The organism is Pseudonocardia broussonetiae (assembly GCF_013155125.1).
Lineage (GTDB): Bacteria > Actinomycetota > Actinomycetes > Mycobacteriales > Pseudonocardiaceae > Pseudonocardia > Pseudonocardia broussonetiae.
In genome coordinates, this window is sequence record NZ_CP053564.1 from 4625885 (window position 1) to 4652209 (window position 26325).

General features: G+C 74.5%; 24 protein-coding genes. 15 read left to right on the plus strand and 9 right to left on the minus strand.

Translation table 11 applies throughout. The features are described from left to right. Nucleotides 1-22 precede the first annotated feature (22 nt). Genes HOP40_RS22610 through HOP40_RS22640 form a run of 7 tightly spaced genes read left to right on the plus strand, consistent with a single transcriptional unit; the run spans nucleotide 23 to nucleotide 6617 of the window. Complete coding sequence (locus tag HOP40_RS22610; RefSeq protein ID WP_172161743.1) at nucleotides 23-1189, plus strand: acyl-CoA dehydrogenase family protein; 1167 nt, start codon at nucleotides 23-25, stop codon at nucleotides 1187-1189. Beyond that, nucleotides 1189-1956, plus strand: coding sequence for an SDR family NAD(P)-dependent oxidoreductase (locus HOP40_RS22615; protein ID WP_172161745.1), 768 nt, complete (start codon nucleotides 1189-1191; stop codon nucleotides 1954-1956). The genes HOP40_RS22610 and HOP40_RS22615 overlap by 1 nt, the downstream gene beginning before the upstream one ends. Before the next feature lie 36 nt (nucleotides 1957-1992). After that, nucleotides 1993-3210, plus strand: coding sequence for an acetyl-CoA hydrolase/transferase family protein (locus HOP40_RS22620; protein ID WP_172161747.1), 1218 nt, complete (start codon nucleotides 1993-1995; stop codon nucleotides 3208-3210). Next, complete coding sequence (locus HOP40_RS22625) at nucleotides 3207-3959, plus strand: SDR family NAD(P)-dependent oxidoreductase (RefSeq protein ID WP_172161749.1); 753 nt, start codon at nucleotides 3207-3209, stop codon at nucleotides 3957-3959. The genes HOP40_RS22620 and HOP40_RS22625 overlap by 4 nt, the downstream gene beginning before the upstream one ends. Beyond that, the gene (locus HOP40_RS22630) at nucleotides 3956-4726 is read left to right on the plus strand and encodes an enoyl-CoA hydratase-related protein (protein WP_172161751.1); all 771 of its coding nucleotides are present in this window, start codon (nucleotides 3956-3958) and stop codon (nucleotides 4724-4726) included. Before HOP40_RS22625 ends, HOP40_RS22630 begins: the two co-directional genes overlap by 4 nt. After that, complete coding sequence (locus tag HOP40_RS22635; protein WP_205346877.1) at nucleotides 4723-5814, plus strand: LLM class flavin-dependent oxidoreductase; 1092 nt, start codon at nucleotides 4723-4725, stop codon at nucleotides 5812-5814. Before HOP40_RS22630 ends, HOP40_RS22635 begins: the two co-directional genes overlap by 4 nt. Beyond that, the gene (locus HOP40_RS22640; RefSeq protein WP_172161753.1) at nucleotides 5796-6617 is read left to right on the plus strand and encodes an enoyl-CoA hydratase/isomerase family protein; all 822 of its coding nucleotides are present in this window, start codon (nucleotides 5796-5798) and stop codon (nucleotides 6615-6617) included. The genes HOP40_RS22635 and HOP40_RS22640 overlap by 19 nt, the downstream gene beginning before the upstream one ends. Nucleotides 6618-6625: 8 nt before the next feature. Here the strand turns inward: HOP40_RS22640 and HOP40_RS22645 are convergent, their stop codons facing one another. Then, on the minus strand, nucleotides 6626-7426 hold the full coding sequence (locus tag HOP40_RS22645) for an enoyl-CoA hydratase-related protein (protein WP_205346878.1): 801 nt from the start codon (nucleotides 7424-7426) through the stop codon (nucleotides 6626-6628). A gap of 144 nt (nucleotides 7427-7570) precedes the next feature. Here HOP40_RS22645 and HOP40_RS22650 point away from each other — a divergent pair, with 144 nt between their 5' ends. Then, a complete protein-coding gene (locus HOP40_RS22650) occupies nucleotides 7571-9217 on the plus strand; it encodes an AMP-binding protein (RefSeq protein ID WP_172161755.1) in 1647 nt (548 codons plus the stop codon). A 4-nt stretch (nucleotides 9218-9221) separates the two neighbouring features. Here HOP40_RS22650 and HOP40_RS22655 read toward each other — a convergent pair whose 3' ends face one another. Further along, nucleotides 9222-10151 (minus strand): AraC family transcriptional regulator, encoded by a 930-nt coding sequence (locus HOP40_RS22655; protein WP_172161757.1) that lies wholly within the window; start codon nucleotides 10149-10151, stop codon nucleotides 9222-9224. An 80-nt stretch (nucleotides 10152-10231) separates the two neighbouring features. Here HOP40_RS22655 and HOP40_RS22660 point away from each other — a divergent pair, with 80 nt between their 5' ends. Beyond that, nucleotides 10232-10654, plus strand: coding sequence for a pyridoxamine 5'-phosphate oxidase family protein (locus tag HOP40_RS22660; protein ID WP_172161759.1), 423 nt, complete (start codon nucleotides 10232-10234; stop codon nucleotides 10652-10654). A 23-nt stretch (nucleotides 10655-10677) separates the two neighbouring features. Here HOP40_RS22660 and HOP40_RS22665 read toward each other — a convergent pair whose 3' ends face one another. The 3 genes from HOP40_RS22665 to HOP40_RS22675 all read right to left on the minus strand — a co-directional run bounded on the left by HOP40_RS22665 (nucleotide 10678) and on the right by HOP40_RS22675 (nucleotide 12733). Beyond that, entirely contained in the window at nucleotides 10678-11241 is a 564-nt protein-coding gene (locus HOP40_RS22665; RefSeq protein WP_172161761.1) for a hypothetical protein, read from the minus strand. Nucleotides 11242-11288: 47 nt separating this feature from the next. Continuing rightward, nucleotides 11289-11867 (minus strand): MSMEG_1061 family FMN-dependent PPOX-type flavoprotein, encoded by a 579-nt coding sequence (locus tag HOP40_RS22670; RefSeq protein WP_172161763.1) that lies wholly within the window; start codon nucleotides 11865-11867, stop codon nucleotides 11289-11291. Between the two features lie 65 nt (nucleotides 11868-11932). Continuing rightward, nucleotides 11933-12733 (minus strand): IclR family transcriptional regulator, encoded by an 801-nt coding sequence (locus HOP40_RS22675; protein ID WP_338053031.1) that lies wholly within the window; start codon nucleotides 12731-12733, stop codon nucleotides 11933-11935. 25 nt (nucleotides 12734-12758) lie between these two features. On the opposite strand from HOP40_RS22675, the gene HOP40_RS22680 reads away from it, so the two are divergent. Beyond that, the gene (locus tag HOP40_RS22680) at nucleotides 12759-13247 is read left to right on the plus strand and encodes an SRPBCC family protein (protein ID WP_172161765.1); all 489 of its coding nucleotides are present in this window, start codon (nucleotides 12759-12761) and stop codon (nucleotides 13245-13247) included. On the opposite strand, the gene HOP40_RS22685 is transcribed toward HOP40_RS22680, so the two are convergent. The 4 genes from HOP40_RS22685 to HOP40_RS22700 form a co-directional block, all read right to left on the minus strand. Continuing rightward, complete coding sequence (locus HOP40_RS22685; RefSeq protein WP_172161767.1) at nucleotides 13228-15420, minus strand: glycoside hydrolase family 3 C-terminal domain-containing protein; 2193 nt, start codon at nucleotides 15418-15420, stop codon at nucleotides 13228-13230. The genes HOP40_RS22680 and HOP40_RS22685 overlap by 20 nt on opposite strands. Before the next feature lie 71 nt (nucleotides 15421-15491). After that, nucleotides 15492-16505, minus strand: a complete 1014-nt coding sequence (locus HOP40_RS22690) for a TIGR03617 family F420-dependent LLM class oxidoreductase (RefSeq protein WP_240157211.1) — start codon at nucleotides 16503-16505, stop codon at nucleotides 15492-15494. A gap of 5 nt (nucleotides 16506-16510) precedes the next feature. Then, nucleotides 16511-18055: an acyl-CoA synthetase gene (locus HOP40_RS22695; protein WP_172161769.1), complete on the minus strand. Its 1545-nt coding sequence runs from the start codon at nucleotides 18053-18055 to the stop codon at nucleotides 16511-16513. A 74-nt stretch (nucleotides 18056-18129) separates the two neighbouring features. Then, nucleotides 18130-18732, minus strand: a complete 603-nt coding sequence (locus tag HOP40_RS22700) for a TetR/AcrR family transcriptional regulator (RefSeq protein ID WP_172161771.1) — start codon at nucleotides 18730-18732, stop codon at nucleotides 18130-18132. A 72-nt stretch (nucleotides 18733-18804) separates the two neighbouring features. On the opposite strand from HOP40_RS22700, the gene HOP40_RS22705 reads away from it, so the two are divergent. The 5 genes from HOP40_RS22705 (at nucleotide 18805) to HOP40_RS22725 (ending at nucleotide 25996) form a co-directional block, all read left to right on the plus strand. Next, nucleotides 18805-19956, plus strand: coding sequence for an acyl-CoA dehydrogenase family protein (locus tag HOP40_RS22705; protein WP_172161773.1), 1152 nt, complete (start codon nucleotides 18805-18807; stop codon nucleotides 19954-19956). Nucleotides 19957-19967: 11 nt separating this feature from the next. Then, nucleotides 19968-21575: an AMP-binding protein gene (locus tag HOP40_RS22710; RefSeq protein WP_172161775.1), complete on the plus strand. Its 1608-nt coding sequence runs from the start codon at nucleotides 19968-19970 to the stop codon at nucleotides 21573-21575. A gap of 2 nt (nucleotides 21576-21577) precedes the next feature. After that, complete coding sequence (locus tag HOP40_RS22715; RefSeq protein WP_172161777.1) at nucleotides 21578-23176, plus strand: acyl-CoA carboxylase subunit beta; 1599 nt, start codon at nucleotides 21578-21580, stop codon at nucleotides 23174-23176. 23 nt (nucleotides 23177-23199) lie between these two features. Then, entirely contained in the window at nucleotides 23200-25167 is a 1968-nt protein-coding gene (locus tag HOP40_RS22720) for an ATP-binding protein (RefSeq protein WP_172168880.1), read from the plus strand. Between the two features lie 67 nt (nucleotides 25168-25234). Further along, nucleotides 25235-25996 carry a 3-hydroxyacyl-CoA dehydrogenase gene (locus HOP40_RS22725; protein ID WP_172161779.1) on the plus strand — a complete coding sequence of 254 codons (762 nt, stop codon included), beginning with the start codon at nucleotides 25235-25237 and terminating at the stop codon, nucleotides 25994-25996. Nucleotides 25997-26325: the final 329 nt, after the last annotated feature.

Below are 26325 nucleotides of genomic sequence, written 5' to 3' on the forward strand. Positions count from 1 at the left end.
CTGTCCTTTGTTAAGGTGCACCGTGGACTTCGAGCTGACCGACGACCAGTCGACCATCCGCAGGGCGGTGCGGGAGATCGCCGGGGAGTTCGACGACCGGTACTGGTCCGAGCGCGACGCGGCGCACGAGTTCCCGACCGCGTTCTACGACACGCTGGCGTCGGGGGGCTGGCTCGGGGTCACGACGCCGGAGGAGTACGGCGGGCACGGGCTGGGGATCACCGAGGCGTCGATCATCCTGGAGGAGGTCGCGCGGTCGGGCGGGGGCATGAACGCCGCGAGCGCGATCCACCTGTCGATCTTCGGGATGCACCCGGTGATCCTGCACGGCTCCGCGGAGCTCAAGGCCCGCACGCTGCCCCGGATCGTGGACGGCTCGCTGCACGTCTGCTTCGGGGTCACCGAGCCCGGCGCGGGCCTGGACACCACCAAGATCACCACCTTCGCGAAGCGCGATGGCGACGACTACGTCGTCAACGGCCGGAAGGTGTGGATCTCCAAGGCGCAGGAGTCGGAGAAGGTCCTGCTGCTGACGCGGACGACGAAGTTCGAGGACTGCGCGCGCAAGACCGACGGGATGACGCTGTTCCTGACCGATCTGGACCGGGCGCACGTCGACATCCGCCCGATCAAGAAGATGGGCCGCAACGCCGTCAGCTCGAACGAGCTGTTCATCGACGACCTGCGGGTGCCGGTGGAGGACCGGGTCGGGGAGGAGGGGCAGGGTTTCCGCTACATCCTCGACGGGCTCAACCCCGAGCGGATGCTGATCGCGGCCGAGGCGCTGGGCATCGGGCGGGTCGCGCTGGACACCGCGGTGCGCTACGGCAACGAGCGGGAGGTGTTCGGGCGCCCGATCGGGATGAACCAGGGCCTGCAGTTCCCGCTGGCCGACTCGCTGGCCCGCCTGGACGCCGCGGAACTGGTGCTGCGCAAGGCGACCTGGCTCTACGACCAGGGCCTGCCGTGCGGGCGGGAGGCGAACACGGCGAAGTACCTGTGCGCGGACGCGGGGTTCGAGGCGGCGGACCGGGCGGTCCAGACCCACGGCGGGATGGGGTACTCCGAGGAGTACCACGTGGCCCGGTACTTCCGGGAGGCGCGGCTGCTCAAGATCGCGCCGCTGAGCCAGGAGATGGTGCTCAACTACCTGGGGTCGCACGTGCTCGGGCTGCCGCGGAGCTACTGATGGCCTACCTCGACGTCTTCTCCCTGGCCGGGCGCACCGCGCTGGTCACCGGCGCGGGCAGCGGCATCGGCGCCGCCGTCGCGGAGGCGTTCGCCGCCGCCGGCGCCGCCGTGCTCGTCACCGACGTCGACGGGGCGGCCGCCGAGGCGGTCGCGGCCCGGATCACCGACGCTGGCGGCACGGCCGCCCACCACCTGCTCGACGTGCGCGACCGCGCCGCCGCCGACGCCGCCGCGGCCCGCGCCGCCGGGCTCGGCGGCGACGGCGTGGTGCACGTCCTCGTCAACAACGCCGGCGCGATCGCGCCGGCCCTGTTCGGGAAGCTGGAGGAGGACGCGTTCCGGCAGATCGTGGAGATCCACCTCATGGGCGCGTTCTCCTGCTCGCAGGCGGTGCTCCCGTTCCTGCCCGACGACGGCACCGGACGGATCCTCAACGTCACCTCCGCCGCCGGGCTGGTCGGCACGATCGGCCAGGCCAACTACGGCGCGGCGAAGGCCGGGATCGTCGGGCTGACCAAGTCCCTGGCGAAGGAGCTCGCGCGCCGGCAGGTCACCGTCAACGCGCTCGCCCCGCTCGCTGCCACGCCTATGACCGAGGGCATCCGCGCGAACGAGAAGCTCGCGGCGAAGACGCTGGAGCGCATCCCGCTCGGGCGCTGGGCCGAGCCCGCCGAGATCGCCGCGAGCTTCGTGTTCCTCGCCTCCGACGCCGCCTCCTACGTCACCGGCCAGGTGCTGCCCGTCGACGGCGGAACGGTCATCTGACGTGTCCGGTGCTCCCACGTCACTACGGTGGTCCGGGTGATCGATCTCCGCGTCCACGTCCGCGCCGGCGACGGGGTGTGGTGGGGGCAGGCCGCGGCCGAGGCCACCCCGCTGGTCGACGCCCTGCACGAGCAGCTCGCCGGCATCGGCGACGTCCGGGCGTTCTGCGGCATCTCCCCGCACCGCCGCACCCCGCCCGATGGCCTCACCGTCGTCTCCTACGGTGCAATGGGGCAGCTGCGGTCGCTGCGCGAGCGCCTGGAGGTCGTGCCCGGGCACTACTCGACGCTGCCCCGGCTGTTCGCGCAGCGCCTGCTCCCCGGCGACGTCGGGCTGGTCCAGGTGGCGCCGCCCGGCCCCGACGGCACCTGCTCGCTGGGGATCGGCGTCGACTACTCCGCCGACGCCGCCCGGCACTCCCGCACGCTGGTGGCCGAGGTCAACCACCGCATGCCGGTGACCCGCGGCGAGCCCGGGATCCCGCTCGACCGCTTCGCCGCGGTCCTGGAGACCGACCGGCCGCTGCCCGCGCTGCCCGACCGCGCGCCCGACGAGGTCGACGCCGCCATTGCCGCTCACGTCGCGGGGCTGGTCGAGGACGGCGACACGATCCAGATCGGTGTGGGTGCCCTGCCGAACGCGATCCTCGACGGCCTGGCCGGGCACCGCGACCTCGGCGTGCACTCCGGGATGGTCACCGACGGCGTGCTGCGGCTGGTGGAGGAGGGGGTGGTCACCGGGAGCCGCAAGGAGATCGACCCCGGCGTCGTCGTCACCGGGATGGCGCTGTGCAGCCCGGAGCTCTACGCGTCGCTGCCCGGGATGCCCGTCGAGTTCCGCCCGGCCGGCTACACCCACGGCGCCGCGGTGCTCGCCCGGCTGGGGCGGCTGGTCTCGATCAACGCGGCGCTGCAGGTCGACCTCACCGGGCAGGTCGGGTCGGAGACCGTCGGCGGGCGCTACCTCGGCGGCGTGGGCGGCCAGGCCGACTTCTCCGGCGCCGCGGCCCGCACCGGCGCGCGCTCGGTCATCGCGCTGCGCTCGTGCGCGGGGGAGTCGTCGACCGTCGTGACCGCGCTGGACGGCCCCGTCACCACCGCCCGCGCCGACGTCGACGTCGTCGTCACCGAGCACGGGGTGGCGCACCTGCGCGGCTGCCCGCTGCCCGACCGTCCCCGCCGCCTCGCGGCGATCGCCGACCCCCGGCACCGCGACGCGCTGCTGCGCGCCGCATCCTCGAAAGGACTCCGATGAGCAGAACCGCACTCGTCACCGGCGGCGCCCAGGGCATCGGCCAGGGCATCTCGACGACGCTGGCCGCCCAGGGGTTCCGGGTCGCCGTCGTCGACCGCAACCTCGAGCCCGCGCAGGCCACCGCCGCGGCGATCACCGAGGCGGGCGGCACGGCGATCGCGGTGCACGCCGACGTCACCGACACCGGCTCCGTGCAGGACGCGGTCAAGGCGGTCACCGCCGAGCTCGGGCCCGTCGAGATCGCGGTGAACAACGCCGGCTGGGACGACTTCATGAACTTCGTCGACACCACCGAGGAGTTCTGGGACAAGGTCCTCGACATCAACTTCAAGGGCATGCTGCGGGTCTGCCACACCGTCGTGCCGGGGATGCTGGAGCGCGGGTTCGGCCGGATCGTCAACATCGGGTCCGACGCCGGTCGCGTCGGCTCGTCGCTCGAGGCCGTGTACTCCGGCGCCAAGGGCGGCACGATCGCGTTCACCAAGACCCTCGCGCGCGAGATCGCCTCCGCCGGGCTCACCGCCAACACCGTGTGCCCCGGCCCGACCGACACCCCGATGCTGCGCGCCTACGCCGACAGCTCGCCTGACGGCGCGAAGGTGCTGGCCGGGATGACGCGCGGCGTCCCGATGAAGCGCCTCGCCCAGCCCGCCGACGTCGCGGTCGCGGTCGCGTTCTTCGCCTCCGACGCCGCCGGCTACATCACCGGCCAGACGCTGTCGGTCAGCGGCGGGCTGACGATGGCATGAGCGCGGTCACCTGGGAGGACGCGGGCGCCGGGGTCCTCGTCGCCACGATGGGCCTCGCGCCGGTCAACCCGCTGGGCGCCGCCGTCCTCGACGGGCTGTCCGCCGCGCTCGACGAGGCCGACGCCCGGGACGCCCGCACCGTCGTCGTCGCCTCGTCGGTGCCGGGGTTCTTCGCCGCGGGCGCCGACATCGCGCACATGGCCACGATCGACGACGCCGGGTTCGCCGCCTACGGCGACCGCCTGCGCGCGCTGCTCGACCGGCTCGCCGCGCCCGGGCGCGTCACGGTCGCGGCGGTCGAGGGACGCGCGCTCGGCGGCGGGATGGAGCTCGCGATGGCGTGCACGCTGCGCGTCGCGGGGGCCCGGGCGGCGTTCGGGCTGCCCGAGGTGCGCCTGGGGCTCATCCCCGGCGCAGGGGGCACGCAGCGCCTCCCGCGCCTGGTCGGGCGCGGGCGCGCGCTGGAGATCATGCTCAGCGCCCGGCAGGTCCCGGCCGCGGAGGCCGCGACGATCGGGCTGGTCGACCGGCTCGTCGACGAGGGCGGGGCGCGCGGCGCCGCGCTCGCCCTGGCCGCCGAGCTCGCCCCGATGTCGCGGCCCGCGCTGGCCGCGGTGGTCGGCTGCGTCGACGCCGCGGGCGATGTCGACCTCGCCGCGGGAGCGCGCCACGAGGCCGCGGCCGTGCAGGAGCTGTTCGCGCGCGGCGAGGCGCGCGAGGGCCTGGCCGCGTTCCTGGAGAAGCGCGCGCCGCGGTTCGCCCCGTGAGCGCGCGCGGCAACGCCGGGCGCGGGCTGACGATCTTCACCGCCGGCCGGGGTGCCGAGCGCTTCCGGCGGGCGGGGGAGATCGCCGCGCAGGCCGAGGCGGCGGGGTTCGACGCGGTGTGGACGACCGAGCTGTACAACCGGTCCGCGACCGTCCCGCTGGCGGTGCTCGCGGCCGCCACCTCGCGCGTGCGGATCGGGTCGAACATCGCCTACGGGGCCGGGCGCTCGCCGCTGATCCTCGCGGCCGAGGCCCGCGACCTCGACGAGCTGTCCGAGGGCCGGCTCGTGCTCGGCCTGGGCAACGGCACCCGCGGGATGCTGGAGAACTGGCTCTCGGTCTCCGGGGAGGCCCCGGCCGCGCGGATGACCGAGCTGGTCGAGGTCCTGCGCGCGCTCTGGCTCCTGCACGAGGGCCCGGTCCACCACGACGGTCGCTTCTACCGCCTGCACCTCGCGCCCACCGCCGAGACGCCCGCCCCGTTCCGGGAGCGGCTGCCGATCTGGACCGCGGGCGTCAACGCGGGGATGGTGCGGGTGGCGGGACGGGTCGCCGACGGGCTCGTCGCGCACCCGATGACGACCACCGCCTACCTCGACGAGGTCGTGCGCCCCGAGCTCGCGCGCGGCGCCGCCGAGGTCGGACGCGACCTCGACGCCTTCACCGTCATGGGCATCCGGATGTGCGCGCTGGACGACGACGAGGAGGCCGCCCGGCGGCGCCTCGCGTTCGCCATCGCCCAGTACGTGCTGGCCCGCCCCTACGACCGGCTGATGGCGGTGCACGGCTGGACCGGGCACCAGGAGCGGATCCGCGCCGCGGCGCGCGAGCGCGACGGCGCCGCGATGGCCGCGGCCGTGCCCGACGACATGATCGACGCCATCGGCATCGCCTGCCGCCCCGCCGACCTCGACGCCCGGGTCGCCGCGCACGAGGCCGACTTCGGCCACCTCGACCTCGTGGCCCCGGCCTGGGGCCTGTCGCCGGAGGAGTCCGAGGCCGCGACCCGGGAGATCCTCGCCGCGCTCACGACCGAGCCCGTCACACCTGCAGCCCACCCGGAGGACGCATGCCCGAGCCCCAGCTGACGACGCCCCGGACCGAGCTGCGGACGCTGCTGCTCGACGTCGGGGACGACGGCGTCGCCGTGCTCACGGTGAACCGGCCCGACCGCGCCAACTCCCAGACCGTGACGATGTTCCACGAGTTCGGCGAGGCCGCCCTGGCCCTGCGCGACTCCGGCGCCCGCGCGCTCGTCGTCCGCGGGGCGGGGGAGCGGGCGTTCTGCACGGGGTTCGACCTCGCCGAGATCGACGTCCTCCGGGAGATGGGGCCGCTGGAGTTCCTCGCGTTCCAGGAGCTCGCGGCGAACGGGATCGCGGCGCTGCGCGCGCTGCCGTTCCCGGTGATCGCCGCGGTGCACGGCCCGGCCGCGGGCGGCGGCATGTCGCTGGCGCTGGCCGCCGACATCCGCCTCGCGGCGCCGTCGGCGAAGTTCGCGCTGTCGTTCGTCAAGGTGGGGCTGTCGATCGGCGAGCTGGGCACGTCGTGGACGCTCTCGCGCCTGGTCGGGCCGGGCATCGCCGCGGAGCTCGCTTTCACCGGGCGCACGGTCGAGGCCGCGGAGGCCGCCCGGATCGGGCTGGTCAACCGCGTCGTCGACGACCCGGTGGCCGAGGCGCACGCCGTCGCCGCGGCCGTCGCGCGGAACTCGCCCGGTGGCGTCCGCCTGTCGAAGCGGGCGCTGCAGGCCGGCATGGAGGTCGGCTCCTACGCCGCGGCGATGGAGCTGGAGAACCGCGGCCAGGCGCTGCTCACCCGGGCCGCCGACTTCCCCGAGGCGCTCGCCGCGTTCCGCGAGGGGCGCCCGCCGGTCTGGACCGGGAGGTAGCGGCGTCCCTAGTGCTTCTGGTGCGCCCGGAAGTCGGGTGCCCGCTTCTCGTTGAACGCGGTGATGCCCTCCTGCGCCTCGGGGGTCTCGCCGAACAGCTTGAGCGCCGAGAACGCCATCTGCCCGATGCCCGCGAAGTGCTCGGTGTCGGTGTTGAACGACTGCTTGAGGACCTTGAGCGCGGTGGGGGAGAGCTGCATGATCTCCGCGGCCCAGGCGCGGACCTCGTCGTGCAGCTCGGCGGCGGGGACGACCTTGTTGACCAGGCCCCAGTCCAGCGCCTGCTGCGCGGAGTACTTGCGGCACAGGAACCAGATCTCCCGCGCGCGCTTCTCCCCGATGGCGCGGGCCATCAGCCCGGTGCCGAAGCCGGCGTCGAAGGAGCCGACGCGCGGCCCGTTCTGGCCGTAGACCGCGGTGTCGGCCGAGAGCGTCAGGTCGCACAGCAGGTGCAGGACGTGGCCGCCGCCGACGGCGAAGCCCTGCACGGCCGCGATGACCGGCTTGGGCACGTCGCGGATGACGCGGTGCAGGGCCTCGACCTCGAACAGCCCGCTCTCCGACGGGCCGTAGTCGCCGGTCTCCATGCGCTGCTTCTGGTCGCCGCCGGTGCAGAACGCCTTCTCCCCGGCGCCGGTGAGGCAGACGGTCCCGACCGCGTCGTCGGCCCAGGCGCGCTTGAACGCCAGCACGAGCTCGTCGACGGTGCGGGCGCGGAACGCGTTGTAGCGCTCGGGCCGGTTGATCGTGATCCAGGCCAGGCCGTTCTCGACCTCGTAGATGACGTCGGTGAACTCGTCGATGCGCACGGGCGGCCGTCCTCACTCTCGTTTCGGTCTGACCATAGGGAACCTACGACCGGCGACCGGGCGAAGGCAACGTCCGGCTCTTGACGTTTTGGTCTGACCTTCATAAATTACAGGCCACAACTCGCAGTGCGGCGGAGGCTGGCGATGGTCGTGACGGACACCCGGGAACTGACGGTGCAGGGACGGTTCGGGAACGCGGTCGAGGAGTTCCGCGAGCGCGGCTGGTGGCAGGACGGGTCGGCGGGCGCACTGCTCGACCGCTGGGCCGCCGAGCGGCCCGATCGCCGGTTCGTCTCCGACGGCACCACCGAGCTCGACTACGCGACGCTGCGCGGGCGGGCCTACCGCCTGGGCGCGACGCTGCGGGCGGCCGGCGTCGGCACCGGCGACCGGGTGGCCGTGCAGCTGCCCAACTGGGCCGAGTTCGCCGTGTCCTACCTGGCGATCGCCCGCATCGGCGCGGTGATGGTGCCGATCATGACGGTGTACCGCGAGACCGAGGTGGCGCACGTGCTGCGCAACTCCGGCGCGGTCGCGGCCGTGACGACCGGCGAGTTCCGCGGCTTCGACCACGCCGCGATGTTCCGGTCGCTGCGCGCCGGGGCCCCCGAGCTGGCCACGCTCGTCATCGCCCGGGCCCCCGCGCAGGACGGCGAGCTGGCCTTCGACGACGCCTGCGCCGGCACGGAGGTGCCCGAGCTGGGCCCGCAGCCCGACCCCGACGCGCCGCACCTGATCGTCTACACCTCGGGCACCGAGTCGACGGCCAAGGGCTGCGTCCACACCTGGAACACCCTGGACTTCTCCGGTCGCGGCCTGGCGCGCGACGTCTTCCACACCACGCCCGACGACGTGGTCTTCATGCCGTCGCCGGTCGCGCACGCCACGGGTCTGGTGGTCGGCCTGCTCGTGCCGCTCGCCGTCGGCGCGCAGACCCACCTGCTCGACGTGTGGGAGCCGCACGAGGGCCTGCGCCGGATCGCGGAGTACCGCTGCACGGCCACCGCGACGGCCACGCCGTTCGTGCGGATGGCGCTGGACGCGGCGAAGGGCGAGCACCCCGACGTGTCGTCGATGCGGTTCTGGCTGTGCGCGGGCGCGCCCATCCCGGAGGCGCTCGCGCGCGAGTTCGGCGGCGTGTTCACCGGCGGGCGGCTCGTGCCGCTCTACGGGGCGTCCGAGGTCATGGCGGCCACCTGCTGCCACCTGGAGGACTCCCTGGAGCGGATGTCGAGCTCCGACGGCACGCCCGCCCTCGACGGCGTCCACATCAAGATCATCGGCCCGGACGGTGACGAGGCGGCCCCCGGCGAGGAGGGCGAGATCTGCTACCGGGGCCCGGGCGCGATCCTCGGCTACTGGCGCGAGCCCGAGCGCAGCGCCGCGGTGATCGACGGCGAGGGCTGGCACCACATGGGCGACCTCGGCCGTGCCGACGCCGACGGCTACGTGCGCGTGACCGGCCGGCTCAAGGACATCATCATCCGAGGCGGCACCAACATCAGCGCCGGCGAGGTGGAGGGGCACCTCGCCGCGCACCCGTCGGTCGCCGCCGTGGCCGTCGTCGCGTACCCGGACGAGCGGATGGGGGAGCGGGCCGCCGCGGTCGTCGTCCCGGCGGCGGGCGCCGCCCCGACGCTGGAGGAGCTGACCGCGTTCCTGCGCACCGAGCGCCGGATCGCCCCGCACAAGCTGCCGGAGCGGCTCGTCGTCGTCGACGCCCTGCCGATGACCGCGACGGGCAAGGTCCAGAAGTTCCGGCTCCGCGAGCTGGCGCGCCAGGAGGGGTGAGCGTTCAGCCGGTGCGCCGGAACCCGCTCGGGGTGACGCCGCGGACGCGCTTGAAGGCCGCGCTGAAGCCGAAGGCGTCGGAGTAGCCCACGGCGCGGGCGACCTCGGCGATCGTCGCCGTGCCGCGTCCGGTCAGCAGGTCGGCGGCCAGCGTCATGCGCCAGCGCGTCAGGTAGGTCAGGGGCGGTTCGCCGACGAGGTCGGCGAACCGCTTGGCCAGCGTCGCGCGCGACACCCCGGTCCGGTCGGCCAGCGCGGCGACCGTCCACGGCGCCGCCGGCTCGGCGTGCAGCAGGCGCAGCGCGTGTCCGACCACCGGGTCGCGGTGCGCGGCGTACCAGGCGGGCGGCTCGCCGCCGGGCCGGTCGAACCACTCCCGCAGCGCGCACACGAGCATCCAGTCGAGCAGGCGGTCGAGCACGACCTGCTGGCCCGGGGCGTCGACGGCGACCTCGGCGGCCAGCAGGTCGCGCACCGCACCCGCGGTGCCGCCGGGAGCGACCCGCAGGACGTCGGGCAGCGCGTCGAGCAGCCGCCGCCCGATCTCGCCCCGCACCGGGTACGCGCCCACGACCAGCGTCGTCGCGCCGCCCGCGCCGGCGGGCCCGGGGTCGTGCCAGCCCAGGCGGTGCACGGTGCCGCCCTGGTCGGGCGTCGCGCAGTCCTCGCCGCACTCGACCGGCTCGGCGGCGGTGCCGACCTCGTCGACGAAGTCGAACGGCGCGGGCCCGCGCACGACCAGCGTCTCCCCGGGGGCCAGGTGCTCGGGCGGGCGGCCGCGGGGAACGATCCACCCGGCCCCCTCGAGCACGGTGCACAGCGTCAGCGGGGCGCCGTCGACGAAGCGCAGCGACCAGGGCGCGGTCAGGGTCGTGCTGCCGAACAGCGAGCCCTGGGCGCGCACCCCGCGGAACAGGTCGGCGAAGGGATCCACCCCACGAGGTTAGACGCTCGCACAGGGGATCCGGCTCCTCACCCATGGATGCGTCCGGCGCGGGGGTGTGGAATCGGGACATGAGCACCAGCACCTTCACCGCCGAGGACCTCGCGTTCCTCGCCCGCCCCCTGCACGGCTTCCTCACCGTGGCCGGCACGACCCAGCCGCCGCAGCCCCGCCCGATCTGGTTCGAGGCCACCGACGACGGCACGGTCCAGTTCTTCAGCGAGCCCGACGCGCCCAAGCTGCGCCGCCTGCGCGACGACCCGCGCGCCTCGCTCATCGTCGCCGCCCCGGTGGGGGAGCGGGAGCGCTGGGTGTCCGTGGACGGCCGCGTGAGCATCGAGACCGAGGGGGCCCACGACCTGGCCGCGCGCCTGGCCGCCCGCTACTGGGACCTCGACGACCCGACCCGCGCCGCCGACCTCGCCGCCATCCTGGACGGCGAGCAGGTCCGCGCGGTCCTGCACCCGGAGCGGGTGCGGCGCATGGCGTTCTGAGCCGGTCCCAGAGCGTGAACGGCTCAGAGCCTGACCATCGGTGCGGGCCGCCACGGCGCCTCCCGCAGCCCGCGGCCGAAGGCCCGGGCGAGCATCGGCCGGAAGCCGCGGTCGGGGTAGCGCCCGACCAGGTCCCGGAACGCCGGGCGGGGCACGCCGGGGGCGCCGAGCAGCCCGCGGGAGATGTCGGCGAGGTCGGCGCGCCGGAACGCCTCGACCAGCGGGTCGCCGTGGCGGGCGCGCCGGATCCGGTGGTGCTCGTCGACCATGGCCGCGACGAGCCCGGCGTGCGTGGCGTCGTCGCCGGTGAGCGCGGCGACCGCGCGGCGCGAGGAGGGCGGCAGGTAGTCCCACGTGCCGTCGAACCAGATGCCGGCGTCGTGGAAGAACGCGGCGACGCCCAGCGCGCGGGCGCGGTCGGGCGGCACCGGCACCTGCAGCCCGACGGTGCCGATCACCCGGTGCACGTGCCCGCGGTAGACCGGCAGCTCGGAGCCGAAGACGGAGGCGTGCTCGGCGAACAGGGCGTCGGCGACGCCGTGCGCCTCCTGCAGGGCGGGATCGGACACGGCGGGGTGATCGGACACGGAGGCTCCCGGGACGTGCGTCGGTGGAGCCGCCGAGCATGCCAGGGTCAGGCGGGCGCCTCGGTGAGCGCGAGGTGGCCGCGCACGACCTCGCTGGTGGTCGGAGCCTCGACGCGGCCCCAGGAGTCGGGCTCCCACAGCCCGCCGCGGCGCAGCGAGGCCGAGCAGTGCACGAACACCGACTCCACCGTGACGCCGATGGCCGCGACCGGGCGCTTGCCGTGGTCGACGGCGCGCTCCAGCACGTCCTCGTCGACGGTGACCACCGCGGAGCCCTCGACGCGCAGGACCTCCGGCCGCCCGGGCAGCAGGAACAGCAGGCCCACGTGCGGGTTGCCGAGCAGGTGGCGCATCGAGTCGAGCAGGTTGTTGCCCGCGAAGTCGGGCACCGCGATCCGGCCCGGGTCGAGCACCTGCACGAAGCCCGGCTCGCCGCCGCGGGGGGAGACCGTGCAGCGACCGTCGGCGCCGGACGTGGAGACCAGCACGAACGGCGACGCCGCGATCAGGGCGGCCGCGCCGGCGTCGACGTGGTCGATCTTCTTGCGGGCCACCAGCTCGTTCGGCGGGCGGTAGAGCTCCGCGAGCTGCTCGGGACTGGTGACGCTCGTGGCGAAGCCGGTCATGTGCCTGCTCTCGATCAGGGGAGCCGGGGCCGCCCGGGGCGCCGGCTCGGGGACGTGCCTGCACCCTATGTAGGGGAGGCTCGCCTGAGCAACGAGGGGCCCAGGGCGCGGGACAGGCCCAGTGCGGCGGTGCGCACGGCCGGGGCCACGCGGGCGGTGTCGAGGCGGTGGGCCCAGCCGGTGATCGAGATCGCGGCGACCGCGGTCCCGTCGCCGTCCAGCACCGGGGCCGCGACGCAGGCGATGCCCACCGTCGACTCCTCGTGCTCGACGGCCACCCCGCGCTCACGGATCCGCGCGAGCTCGGCGTCGAGCAGCCCGGGGGCGATCACGGTGCGCGGCGTGCGGCGCTCCAGCCCGGCCGCGACCACGGCGGCGAGCCGGTCGGGCGGGGCGAACGCGAGCAGCGCCTTGCCCACGCCGGTGCAGTGCGCGGGCATCCGCCCGCCCAGGCGCGAGGGCACCTCGGGCCCGCGGGTGCCGGTCAGCTTGTGCACGTAGACGACCTCGACGCCGTCGAGCACGGCCAGGTGCACCGTCTCGCGGGTGGCCTCGAACAGGTCGGCGAGGAACGGGGCGGCGGCCTCGCGCAGGCCCCGCTGCAGCGGCGCGAGCTGGCCGAGCTCGAACAGCCGCATGCCCAGGCGCACCCCGCGCTCGGTGCGCTCCACGATCTGCCACTCGACGAGCTCGGCGAGCAGGCGGTGCGCGGTGCCCTTGGGGATGCCGGTGCGCCGGCACAGCTCGGCCAGCGTCAGCTCGGCGTCGCCCGGGCGGAAGGCGCCGAGCAGCGTCATCGTGCGGCCCAGCACGGAGTTCGGGACGCCCGCGGCCCCGTGCCCGCCCTCGCTCCCGGCCGCGCTCACGCCCCCATCCTGGCAGGATGCGGCCATGATCGACGACACCCCGCAGGCCGAGCGCATCGAGGTCACGCGCACCATCCCCGCACCCCCCGTGGCGGTGTTCGCCGTGCTGCGGGACCCGCAGGGCCACGTCGACATCGACAGCTCCGGGATGCTGCAGGACGCCACCGGCGAGCCCGTGTCCGCCGCGGGCGACGAGTTCGTCGTGCACATGGACCGCGAGGCGCTCGGCGACGTGCCGATGAGCCGCTACGACGTCACCGTCACCATCCGCGAGCTCGTGCCCGACGAGGCGATCTCCTGGACGATCCTGGGCCGGGTCCGCCCACCGATCGGCCACGTCTACGGCTACACGCTCGCCCCCGTCGAGGGCGGCACGCTCGTCACCTCCTACTGCGACTGGTCGCAGATCCACCCGGAGTGGCGCGAGCGCGACATCTTCCCGATCATCTCCGCCCAGGCCCTGAAGGCCACGCTGGGGATCCTGGAGCGGACGGTCAGGCGCCGAGCCGGGTGAGCGTCTCCCGCGTGATCCCGATGCCCGGGAACGCGGCGAGCCGCGCGAGCGGGAAGTTGCCGATCACCTTCTGCAGCTCGGCGTCGTCGAGGATCCCGGGCCCGGCGGCCGCCCGCAGCGCCGGCCCGCCCTCGGGGTCGGCCAGCCACTCCTGCAGGGTCGAGTCGGCGGTGAGGACCGGGCGCGGCCGCTCGACGTCGACGGTGACGGTCCGGCACAGCCGCAGGTCGCGCGACGACGATCCGACGGCGATCTCGAACTCGCCCGGCTCCACCACCCAGCCGCCGTGCGCGACCGACCAGAACGACAGGTCGCGGGCGTGCAGGTCGAACGTGACCGTGCGCGACTCGCCGGGCTCCAGCGCGATCTTGGTGAACCCCCGCAGCTCGGCGGGCGGCCGCGCGACCGAGGCCTGCGGGTCGCCCACGTAGAGCTGCACGACCTCCCGCCCGGCCCGCTCGCCGGTGTTGGTGACGGTGGCGCCGACGGTGAGGTCGGTGCCGTCGACGTCGACGGTCAGCCCGGAGTAGCCGAACGTCGTGTACGACAGGCCGTGGCCGAACGGGTGGGCGACGGGCCGGTCGAGCGCGTCGAACCCGCGGTAGCCCACGAACACGCCCTCGCCGTAGCGGACACGGCCCTCCTCGCCGGGGAAGTTGAGGTGGGAGGGGGTGTCGGCCAGGCGCAGCGGGACCGTCTCGGCGAGGCGCCCGCCGGGGTCGGTGGCGCCGGTCAGGACGTCGGCGAGCGCGCCCCCGCCCGCCTGCCCGCCGAGCCAGCACGTGACGACCGCCGCCACCCGCTGCTCCCACGGGTCGGTGCGCACGACCCCGCCGTGCGCCAGCGCCACGACGACCGGCACGCCGGTGGCCGACAGCCGCGCGAGCAGCGCGGTCTGGGCGACGGGCAGGTCGATGTGGGTGCGGTCGAAGCCCTCCGACTCCTCGGCCGGCGGCAGGCCCAGCACCGCCACGACCACGTCGGCCCCGGACGCGAGCGCGACGGCCTCGTCGGCGAGCGCGCGGTCGGCGGGCCCGTCGAGGGCGTAGCCGGGCGCGAACCCGACCGTCGACGACGGCAGCGCCGCCCGGATCTCCTCGAGCGGCACGTCGACGCGCGTCGGGTTGACCTGCGAGCTGCCCGCGCCCTGGTAGCGCGGGGTGCGGGCGAGCTCGCCGACGACGGCGACGGTGAGCGCGGGGGAGTCGCGCAGCGGCAGCGTTCCGCTGTGCTCGTCGGGCCCCTCGTTGCGCAGCAGCACGATCGCGTCGGCGGCGGCGCGGCGGGCCAGCGCGTGGTGGGCGTCGTGGTCGAACTCGCCGCGTCCTGCCGGGCCGGCGCGCTCGACGAGCCGCCGCATCCGGTCGACGGCGCGGTCGAGCACGGCCTCGTCGAGGCTGCCGTCGGCCACGGCGTCGACGATCGCGCGGTCGCTCACCCCGGTGTTCGGCGGCATCTCCAGGTCGAGCCCCGCGGCCAGCGCGGCGACCCGGTCGGCCACCGCGCCCCAGTCGGACACGACGACGCCGTCGAAGCCCCACTCGTCGCGCAGCACCGTGGTGAGCAGCCATGCGTGCTCCGAGGCGTAGGTGCCGTTGACCCTGTTGTAGGCGCACATGACCGTCCACGGCCGCGCCGTGGTGACGACGTGCTCGAAGGCGGGCAGGTAGATCTCGCGCAGCGTGCGCTCGTCGACCTCGGCGCTCACGCGCAGCCGGTCGGTCTCCTGGTTGTTCGCGGCGAAGTGCTTGAGCGAGGTGCCCACACCCCGGCTCTGCACGCCCTCGACCAGCGCGGCGGCCAGCACGCCGGTGAGGTGCGGGTCCTCGGAGAAGTACTCGAAGTTGCGCCCGCACAGCGGCGAGCGCTTGATGTTGACCCCCGGGCCGAGGACGACGCCGACGCCCTGCGCCCGCGCCTCGGTGCCCAGAGCCTCGCCGACCTCGCGCAGCAGCGCCGGGTCCCACGTCGACGCGAGCGCGGCCGCCGTCGGGAAGCAGGTGGCGGGCAGGCTGCCGCCGAGGCCGACGTGGTCGCCCGCGCCCGGCTGCACGCGCAGGCCGTGCGGGCCGTCGGACACGAGGATCGACGGGACGCCCGGGACGGCGCTGGTGTGCCAGAAGTCGGCGCCGATGGACAGCGCCGCCTTCTGCTCGACGGTGAGGGGCTCCATGCCCCGATCATGTCGGGTCGGGCGCAGGCCCGCAGGAGTGCCTACCGGAGCAGTGCCTACCGCAGCAGGGCCTACCGGAGCAGGGCCGTCACCTCCAGCACCTGGTCGTGGTCGGCGGCGTAGGGCGTGTTGAGCGACAGGCGCCCGGCGACGCCGCCGAAGCGCTCCCGGATCTGCGCGGCCACCGCCGGGGCGTCCCCGGCCACGGCGAACGCGTCGAGCACGTCGTCGTCGACCGCCGTGGCCATCTCGGCCCACGCCTGCTGCCGGGAGAGCCGGTTGAGCCGGTCGGCCAGCTCGCCCCACCCGTGCAGCTCCAGGACGGGGCGGTAGGCCGGCGTCGAGGCGTAGAAGGCGATCTGGCGCCGGACGCCCGCCTCGGCCGCGGCCCGCTGCTCCGGGGTGTCGCCGAGCACGGCGAACACCGCGAGGGAGACGGTGAACCCGTCGAGGGAGCCGCCGCGGCCCTGCGCGAGCGCGGGCACCGTGACCTCGGTGAGGTAGCGGACGGTGGTGAGGCTGTGGCAGAGGATGCCGTCGGCGACCCGGCCCGCGACCTCGGTCATCCGCTCGCCGACCGCGGCCAGCAGCACCGGCGGCGGGCCGTGCGGGTTGGGGCCGGGGTCGAAGAACTCCGTCATCAGGGTGTGGCGGTAGAACTCGCCCTCGACGTGCAGCCGCCCGCCGGTGGCGAACCGCTCCCAGATCGCGCGCAGCGTGCCGACGTACTCCTCCATGCGTGCGGCCGGGCGGCCCCACGGCATGCCGAAGCGCCGCTCGATGTGCGCGCGGACCTGCGAGCCCAGGCCCAGCTCGAACCGGCCCCCGGACACGAGCTGCACGTCGTTGGCCACCATCGCGGTGGTCATCGGGTTGCGGGCGAAGGCGACCGCGATCCCGCTCTGCAGCGTGATGCGGCTGGTCGCCCGCGCGGCCAGGGTGAGCGCGACGAACGGGTCGTGCGAGGTCTCGGGGATCGAGACGCCGTCGTAGCCCTCGGCCTCGGCGCGCACGGCGGCGGCCTCGCAGGCGAGCGGGTCGGCGGTGAAGTCGACGACGGCGTCGACCAGCAGCGGGCGGCTCACCGCGGTCACGCCGTCGGCGCCGGGTGGCGGTCGCGCAGCTTGTGCTTCTGCAGCTTGCCGGTCTCGGTGCGCGGCAGGGTGTCGACGAACTCGATGCTGCGCGGCACCTTGTACCCGGCCAGCGTCGTGCGCAGGAAGGCGAGCAGCTCGGCCTCCAGCTCGGGGGAGCCGGTGACGCCGGGCGCGGGCTGCACGAACGCCTTGACCTGCTCGCCCATCTCCTCGTCGGGGATGCCGATGACGGCGAGGTCGAACACCGCCGGGTGCAGCGTCAGCGCGTTCTCGATCTCCTGCGGGTAGATGTTCACCCCACCCGAGATGATCATGAAGGCCTTGCGGTCGGTGAGGTGCAGGAAGCCCTCCTCGTCGAGGTAGCCGACGTCGCCGGTCGTGCCCCAGTTCGGGTGCTCGGGGTGCTGCGCGCCGCGGGTCTTGTCGGGGTCGTTGTGGTAGGCGAACGGCAGGACCTCGCGCTCGAAGTAGACGAGCCCGACCTCGCCGGTCGGCAGCTCGGAGCCGTCGTCGGCGCAGATGTGCAGGACGCCCAGCAGCGCCTTCCCGACCGAGCCGGGGTGCTGCAGCCACGTCGGGGAGTCGATCACGGTGACGCCGATGGCCTCGGTCGCCGCGTAGTACTCCTGCAGGATCGGGCCCCACCACTCGATCATCCGCTGCTTCACCTCGACCGGGCACGGGGCCGCGGCGTGCACGGCGACGCGGTGCGAGGACAGGTCGTGGGCGGTGCGCACGTCCTCGGGCAGCTTGAGCATGCGGACGAACATCGTCGGCACCCACTGGCTGTGCGTGACGGAGTAGCGCTCGATCGCGGCCAGCGCCGCGGCCGGCTCGAACTTCGGCATGACGACGACGGTGCCGCCGACCTGGTGGATCATGCCGCCGAAGCGCAGCGGCGCGGCGTGGTAGAGCGGGGCGGGGGAGAGGTAGACGGTGTCGTCGCCGAAGCCGTAGAGCGGGCCGAACAGGCCGATCAGCGGGTCGCCGCCCTCGACGACGGACACGCCGGGCAGCGGGGCCCTGATGCCCTTGGGCACGCCGGTGGTGCCGGAGGAGTAGAGCATGTCGCGGCCGCGGGGCTGCTCGGGCAGCGGCTCGGGCGAGGCGGCGGCGAGCGCGGCCGCGTAGTCGTCGTGGCCCTCGACCGCGGTGTCGCCGAAGGACAGGCGCAGGTCGACGCCGGGCGTGTCGGCGAGGATCGCGGTGGCGGTGGCGGCGTACCGGGAGGAGGCGACCACGGCCTTCGCGCCGCAGTCGCGCACGATGTAGGACACCTCGGACGGCGTCAGGTTCTGGTTGACGGCGGTGAGGTAGAGGCCGCTGCGCATCGCGGCCCAGAACACCTCGTAGTTGCGCAGCGAGTTCTCCGTGATCAGCGCGACGGCGTCACCGGGGCGCAGGCCGGCGTCGTGCAGGGCCCGGGAGAGCCGGATCGAGCGCTCGTCCAGCTCGGCGTAGGTGAGCACGGCACCGGTGTCGGACATGACGACGGCGGCCTTGTCCGGGATGGTCGCGGCGAACTTGCCTGGGTACACGGGCGCTCCTCGGTGAGTGGTCAGGGCAGGATGGCAGCGGCGCGGGCACCGATCAAGGCTTGGTCATCCGCCGTTCACTGGGGCTCGTCCAGCGGCTCGACCCCGAGGCACTGGTGGGCCATCGCGTCGAGCAGCGCGGCGAGCCGGTCGTCGGGCAGCCCGCTGCTGAAGAACAGCGTCGACTGGATGGCGCCGATGGCGGCGTGCACCGCCACGCGCAGCTCGGGGTCCGACAGGTCGCGGCGCAGCGGGGCCAGCACGTGCACCCAGTCCTCGAGGTAGTGGCGCTGCCGCCTGCGCAGCCGCCTGCGGTCGTCCTCGGGCAGGTTGTGCACCTCGCGGTGGTAGATCGCGAGCATGTGTCGCTCGGTGATGGCGACCTGGATGTGGTCGCGGACCAGCGCGGACAGGGCGCTGCGGTCGTCGGCGGCCGTGGAGACGATCGCCGCGGCGCGGTCGGCGAGGCGGTCCATCCCCTGGTCGAGCACGGCCACCAGCACGGCGATCTTGCTGTCGAAGTGCCGGTAGATGCCGGACCCGACGATGCCGGCCTGCGCGCCGATCTCGGCCATCCCCACCGAGTGGAAGCCACGCCGGGCCGTGAGCTCGGCGGCGGCGTCGAGGATCCGGGAACGCCGGTCCGGATCGCGCCTGCGGCCGGTGTCGGTCTGCGACATCTGGCCAGTGTGGCACCGGACGCGCTACGTTCCTAGTGCACCCGAATTCACATCCGAGGGACAGGGGTCGTCGTGGACTTCACCGAGACCGACGAGCACCGCGATCTGCGCGACGCGGTCGGTGCCGTCGCGAGCCGGTTCGGGCCGACCTACTACGCGGAGCGCGCGGCCGCCGGGAAGCCGTGCCACGAGCTGTGGTCGGCGCTGGGGGAGTCGGGCTTCGTCGGCGTCAACGTCGCCGAGGAGCACGGCGGGGGCGGGGGCGGGCTCGTCGAGCTCGCGATCGTCTGCGAGGAGATCGCCGCCCGCGGCACCCCGCTGCTCCTGCTGCTGGTCTCGGCGGCGATCTCGGCCGAGGTGATCGGGGAGTTCGGCAGCGACGAGCAGAAGGCGCGCTGGCTGCCGGGCCTGGCCGACGGCACGGTGAAGGTCGTCTTCGCGGTCACCGAGCCCGACGCGGGCTCCAACACGCACAGGATCTCCACGTCGGCCGTGCGTGACGGCGAGGACTGGCTGATCACCGGCACCAAGTACTACATCTCCGGCGTCGACGAGGCGGAGGCGCTGCTCGTCGTCGCGCGGACCGGGCGCGACGAGTCGGGCGGCCCGCTGATGTCGCTGTTCGTCGTGCCGACCGACGCCCCGGGTCTGGAGGCGGTGCCGCTGCCCGTCGACGCGATGCTCCCGGAGAAGCAGTTCACGCTGCACTTCGACGGGGTCCGCGTCGGCCCCGATGCGCTGGTGGGGGAGGAGGGCGCGGGGTTCCGGCAGGTCTTCCGCGGCCTCAACCCGGAGCGGATCACCGGGGCGGCGCTGTGCGTCGGCATCGCCCGGCACGCGCTCGACCAGGCCGCCTCCTACGCCACCACGCGCCAGGTCTGGTCGACGCCGATCGGCGCGCACCAGGGCGTCGCGCACCCGCTGGCCAAGGCCAAGATCGAGACCGAGCTCGCCGCGCTGATGACGCGCAAGGCCGCCTGGCTGCACGACCGCGGGCTGCCGGCGGGCGAGGCGTCGAACATGGCGAAGTACGCCGCGGCCGAGGCGGCGCTCGGCGCCGTCGACGCCGCGATCCAGGCGCACGGGGGCAACGGGCTCGCCAGCGAGTACGGGCTCGTCCCGTACTGGGGGCTGGCCCGCCTGCTGCGGATCGCGCCGGTGAACCGCGAGATGATCCTCAACTACGTGGCCCAGCACAGCCTGGGCCTCCCGCGCTCCTACTAGGACGGCCGGCCATGTCGCACCCGATCGGCACCAACCTCGTCCAGCGGATCAACGTCGGCGACTCGCTGACGCGCACCGCGGCCCTGCGCCCTGCGCAGCCCGCGCTCGTCGACGGCGACCGGAGGTGGACGTACGCGGAGCTGAACGCGTGGGTCAACCGGCTCGCCCACGGCCTCGCCGCCCGCGGCTACGGCCGGGGCGACGCGCTCGGGCTGGCCTCGGCCAACAGCGCCGAGTTCCTCGCCGTCTACTACGCCTGCGCCAAGCTCGGCGTCGTCTGCGTCCCGGTGAACCTGGGGTGGCGCCCCGACGAGACGGCCTACGTCCTGGGCCACTCGCGCTCGCGCGGGATCGTCGTCGAGGCCCAGCTCGTGGGGGCCGTCGCGGACGCGGTCGCGCAGGTCGACGCCGTGGCGGACGTGATCGTGGCGCCCGGCACCGGCGGCGGGTACGCGGCGGAGCCCGCCGACCGGCGGTGGAGCACGCTCGAGGAGGTGCTCGCCGACGACGACTCCGAGCCGGAGGTGCTCGTCGAGGACGCCGACGCGCTGTCCTACCTCTACACCTCGGGCACCACGTCGTTCCCCAAGGGCGTCGTCGGCAGCCACAAGGCGGTCTACCTCGGCTCGATGTCCGGGGCGCTGGAGGCGGGCTGGAACGCGAGCGACCGGTTCGTCGCGATGATGCCGATGTTCCACACCGCCCAGCTCAACGCGTTCTGCACGCCCGCGGTCCTGGTGGGCGCCACGATCCACGTGCAGCGCGGGTTCGAGCCGGGCGCGTTCCTCGACGCCGTCGAGCGCGAGGGCATCACGCAGGTCTTCGGGCTGCCGATGATGTTCCGCGCGGCGCTGGAGCACCCGTCGTTCGGCGGGCGCGACCTCTCCTCGCTGCGCCGCGCCGTCTACGCGATGGCCCCGATGCCCGACGCGCTCATCCGCGCCTGCCTCGACGGGTTCGGCTGCGACTTCGCGCTGCTGTTCGGGCAGACCGAGATGAGCCCGGTGACCACGCTGTTCCGGCCCGAGCACCAGCTCTCCCACATCGGCGCGGTCGGCACGCCGATCACCGGCGTGCAGGTCGCGATCATGGCCGAGGACGGGCGGCTGCTCCCGCCGGGCGAGCAGGGGGAGATCGTCTACCGCGGCCCGTCGACGATGAACGGCTACCTCGACAACCCCGGGGCCACCGCGGCGGCGTTCGCGCACGGCTGGTTCCACTCCGGCGACGTCGGGCGCTTCGGCGAGGACGGCGTGCTGTGGTTCGCCGACCGGTTCAAGGACGTCATCAAGACCGGCGGCGAGAACGTGGCGTCGATCGAGGTGGAGAAGGCGGTGTACGCGGCCGACGAGCGCGTGGCCGAGGTCGTCGTCGTCGGGCTGCCGCACGAGCGCTGGAGCGAGGCGATCACCGCGGTGGTCGTGCCGCGCCCGGGCGAGGCCGTCGACGGTGCGGAGCTGCTGGCCGCGCTCAAGGGGCACCTCGACGGCTACAAGGTGCCCAAGTCCGTGATCGTCGTCGACGAGCTGCCCCGGACCAGCACCGGCAAGATCCAGAAGAACAAGGTGCGGGAGACCCACGCCGCGCACTACGACGCCCAGACGCACGGGAAGGGGTGACGGTGGGGGTCCTGCGCTCGTCCCTCGACACGTCGTCGGAGGGCTACCGGCACAACCGCGAGAACCAGCTCGCCGTGCTGGCCCAGCTGGAGGAGCAGCTCGCGCTGGCCGCGGCCGGGGGCGGGGAGCGCTACACCGCGCGCCACCGCGACCGGGGCAGGCTGCCGGTGCGCGAGCGGGTCGAGCTGCTGCTCGACCCCGACTCGCCGTTCCTGGAGCTCTCCGCGCTGGCGGCGTGGGGCACCGAGTTCACCGTCGGCGCGTCGATCGTCACCGGGATCGGGGTGGTGTCGGGCGTCGAGTGCGTCGTGATCGGCCACGACCCCACCGTGCGCGGTGGCGCGATGAACCCGTACTCGCTGAAGAAGACGCTGCGGGCGCTGGAGATCGCGCGGGTCAACCGGCTGCCGGTGGTCAACCTCGTCGAGTCCGGCGGGGCCGACCTGCCCACCCAGGCCGACCTGTTCGTCCCGGCCGGGCGGATCTTCCACGAGCTCACGGCGCTCTCGGCGGCCGGCGTGCCGACGGTCGCGCTGGTCTTCGGCAACTCGACCGCGGGCGGCGCGTACGTGCCCGGCATGTGCGACCACGCGGTCCTCGTCGACAAGCAGGCCAAGGTGTTCCTCGGCGGCCCGCCGCTGGTGAAGATGGCCACCGGCGAGGACGCCGACGACGAGGCGCTCGGCGGGGCCGACATGCACTCGCGCGTCTCCGGGCTCTCGGACCACTTCGCCGCCGACGAGCGCGACGCCATCCGGATCGGGCGCGACATCCTCTCGCGGATCAACTGGCGCAAGCGCGGCCCGGCCCCGTCCCCGCACGCGGCGCCCCCGCGCTACGACCCCGAGGAGATCCTCGGCATCGTCTCCGCCGACACGAAGGTGCCCTTCGACCCGCGCGAGGTCCTGGCCCGCACCGTCGACGGCTCGGAGTTCGACGAGTACAAGCCGCTCTACGGGTCGTCGCTGGTCACCGGGTGGGCGGACATCCACGGGCAGCCGGTCGGTGTGCTCGCCAACCACCGCGGCGTGCTGTTCAGCGAGGAGGCGAAGAAGGCCACGGAGTTCATCCTGCTCGCCAACCAGACCGACACCCCGCTGGTCTTCCTGCAGAACACCACCGGCTACATGGTCGGCACGAGCTACGAGCAGGGCGGCATCGTCAAGGACGGCGCCAAGATGATCAACGCCGTCGCCAACAGCACCGTGCCGCACCTGACGGTCAACATGGCGTCGTCGTTCGGGGCGGGCAACTACGGCATGTCCGGGCGGTCCTACGACCCGCGGTTCATGTTCGCCTGGCCCGGCGCCAAGCTCGCCGTCATGGGGGCGACCCAGCTCGCCGGCGTGCTCTCGATCGTCGGGCGCGCGAGCGCGGCGTCGTCGGGGCGGCCCTACGACGAGGACGCCGACAGGCAGCGCACGGCGGCGATCGAGGCCCAGATCGAGGCCGAGTCGCACGCGTTCTTCGTCTCCGCCCGGCTCTACGACGACGGCCTCATCGACCCGCGCGACACCCGCACGGTGCTCGGGATGTCGCTGTCGGCCACCCACAACACCACCGTCGAGGGCCGTCGCGGCTTCGGCGTCTTCCGGATGTGAGCGCCGCCGTGATCCAGAAGCCCGTGATCCAGAAGTTGCTGGTCGCCAACCGCGGCGAGATCGCCGTCCGGGTGTTCCGCACCGCGCGGGCGCTCGGGATCGCCACCGTCGCCGTGCACTCCGACCCCGACGAGGGCGCGCCGTTCGTGGCCGCCGCCGACGAGGCCGTGCGCCTGCCCGGCGCCGCGCCCGCCGACACCTACCTCCGCGGCGACCTGGTGCTCGCCGCCGCGCGCGCCACCGGCGCCGATGCGGTCCACCCCGGCTACGGGTTCCTCTCGGAGAACGCCGGCTTCGCGCGCGAGTGCGCCGCGGCGGGCGTCACGTTCGTCGGGCCCTCGCCGGAGGCGATCGCCGCGATGGGCTCCAAGATCGAGGCCAAGGCGCTGATGGGGGCGGCCGGGGTGCCGGTGCTGCCCGGCGCCACCGTCACCGAGGGCTCCGACCTCGCGGCCGAGGGCGCGCGCGTCGGCTACCCGCTGCTGGTCAAGGCCGCGTTCGGCGGCGGCGGGCGCGGGATGCGGGTGGTTCGCTCCTCGGCGGAGCTGGCCGACGCGGTCATGAGCGCCCGGCGCGAGGCCGCGTCGGCGTTCGGCGACGGCACGGTGTTCCTGGAGCGGTTCGTCGTCGACCCCCGCCACGTCGAGGTGCAGATCCTGGGCGACGCCCACGGGTCGGTGGTCGCGCTGTTCGAGCGGGAGTGCTCGATCCAGCGGCGCTACCAGAAGATCGTCGAGGAGGCGCCGTCGCCGGCCGTCGACGACGCGCTGCGCGCCGAGCTGGGCGCGGCCGCGATCGCGGCGGGCAAGGCGCTGTCCTACGTGGGCGCGGGCACCGTCGAGTTCGTGCTCGACGCCGACGGGGCCTTCCACTTCCTGGAGGTCAACACGCGCCTGCAGGTGGAGCACCCGGTCACCGAGCTGGTCACCGGGCTCGACCTGGTCGCGCTGCAGCTGCGCGTCGCGGAGGGGGAGCCGCTGCCCGCCGAGGTGCACGACGCCCGGATCACCGGGCACGCGATCGAGGCGCGGCTCTACGCCGAGGACGTGCCGGCGGGGTTCCTGCCGGCGACCGGCACGCTGCACGCGTTCTCGGTGCCGGGCGGCGTCCGCGTCGACACCGGCGTCGCGGACGGGTCGGTCGTCGGCCCGCACTACGACCCGATGCTGGCCAAGGTCATCGCGCACGGCCCCACGCGCACCGCCGCCGCCCGGGCCCTGGCCGCCGCGCTGCAGGGGGCGCGCGTGCACGGCGTCGTCACGAACCGCGACCTTCTCGTCGGCGTCCTGCGCGAGCCCGACTTCCTCGCCGGACGCACCGACACCGGCTACCTCGACCGCCATCCCGACCTGCTCGACCCGCCCGAGGACGACGCCGCCCGCGACCGGGTCGCGCTGCACGCCGTGGCCGCCGCGCTGGCCCGCCAGGCCGCGCACCGGGCGCAGGCGCGGGTGCTCGGCGGGATGCCGTCGGGGTGGCGCAACGTCGCCGGGCAGCCGCAGCGGGTGTCGTTCACGGCGGGGGAGCGCACCATCGAGGTCGCGTACCGGTTCCGCCGCGACGGCGTCGAGGTGGCCGTCGACGGGGTGCCGCTCGACGTGGTGCTGCACGCGGCCGCCCCGTCGTCGGTGGAGCTGACCGTCGGCGGGGTGCGCCGGACGCTGTCGGTGCACACCGTCGACGGCACGTCCTACGTCGACGGCCCGCTCGGCTCCACCACGCTCGTCGGGGTGCCGCGGTTCGTCGACCCGTCGGAGGCGCAGCAGCCCGGGTCGCTGCTCGCGCCGATGCCGGGCGCGGTGCTGCGGGTGCTGGCCGAGCCGGGCGCCACCGTCACCGCCGGTCAGGCGCTGGTCGTGCTCGAGGCGATGAAGATGGAGCACACGGTCGCGGCGCCGGCCGACGGCGAGCTGACGGAGCTGCACGTCGTGGCGGGTGACCAGGTCTCGACGGGCCAGGTGCTCGCCGTGGTGACCGGCGACACGGCCTAACGGTCAATACTGACTGCTAGCCTCCGGGCCAGTCGCAACGTCGCACGAGGTCGTACGAGGAGAGCCAGTGGACATCAACGGAGCCGTCGCGGTCGTGACGGGTGGGGCCTCCGGGCTCGGCCTGGCCACCACGGAGAAGCTGCTCGACGCCGGTGCGTCGGTCGTCATCCTGGACCTGCCGTCCTCCGCCGGGCCCGACGTCGCCGAGAAGCTGGGCGACCGCGTGCGGTTCGCGCCCGCCGACGTCACCGACGAGGCCGGCGTCTCCGCCGCCCTCGACGTCGCCGCCGAGCTGGGCCCGCTGCGCGTGGCCGTCAACTGCGCCGGCACCGGCGACGCGATCCGCGTGCTCGGCAAGAAGGGCGTCTACCCGCTCGACAAGTTCGCCCGCATCGTCTCGATCAACCTCATCGGCACGTTCAACGTCCTGCGGCTCGCGGCCGAGCGCATGGCCGCCACCGAGATCGTCGACGGCGAGCGCGGCGTCATCGTCAACACCGCCTCGGTGGCCGCGTTCGACGGCCAGATCGGCCAGGCCGCCTACTCGGCGTCGAAGGGCGGGGTGGTGGGCATGACGCTGCCGATCGCCCGCGACCTCGCCGGCGCGATGATCCGCGTCGTCACCATCGCCCCGGGCCTGTTCGACACCCCGCTCCTCGCGTCCCTGCCCGAGGAGGCGCGGGTGTCCCTGGGCCAGCAGGTGCCCCACCCCTCCCGCCTGGGACAGCCCGCCGAGTTCGGGGCGCTGGTCACGCACATCGTGGAGAACCAGATGCTCAACGGTGAGGTCATCCGGCTGGACGGTGCGATCCGGATGGGGCCGCGGTAAGGCTGCGACTCCCGGCGATCTTGGCCGGCTCGGTGCTGCGGTTACCCATCGCCGTTCCCGCCCGGCCCGGCGTCCGGGCCGGTGATCGTCGGGAGTGTGCCGTGACGGCCCTCGCGACGACCGTGGTGGTGCGGTTCCGGTGATCTCCGCGAACCCGTTGCCTTGATCGTCGAGATGGTGACGCGGTGGTCGTTCGGGGGGCCGTGAGGTGACGGTCTCGGCGATCATGGTCCCCGCCCCGCCCCGCCCCGCCCCGCCCACCGCGCCCTGCCCACCCCGCCCTGCCCCGCCCCGCCCCCGCCCCGCCCCGCCCCGCCCCGCCCCGCCGC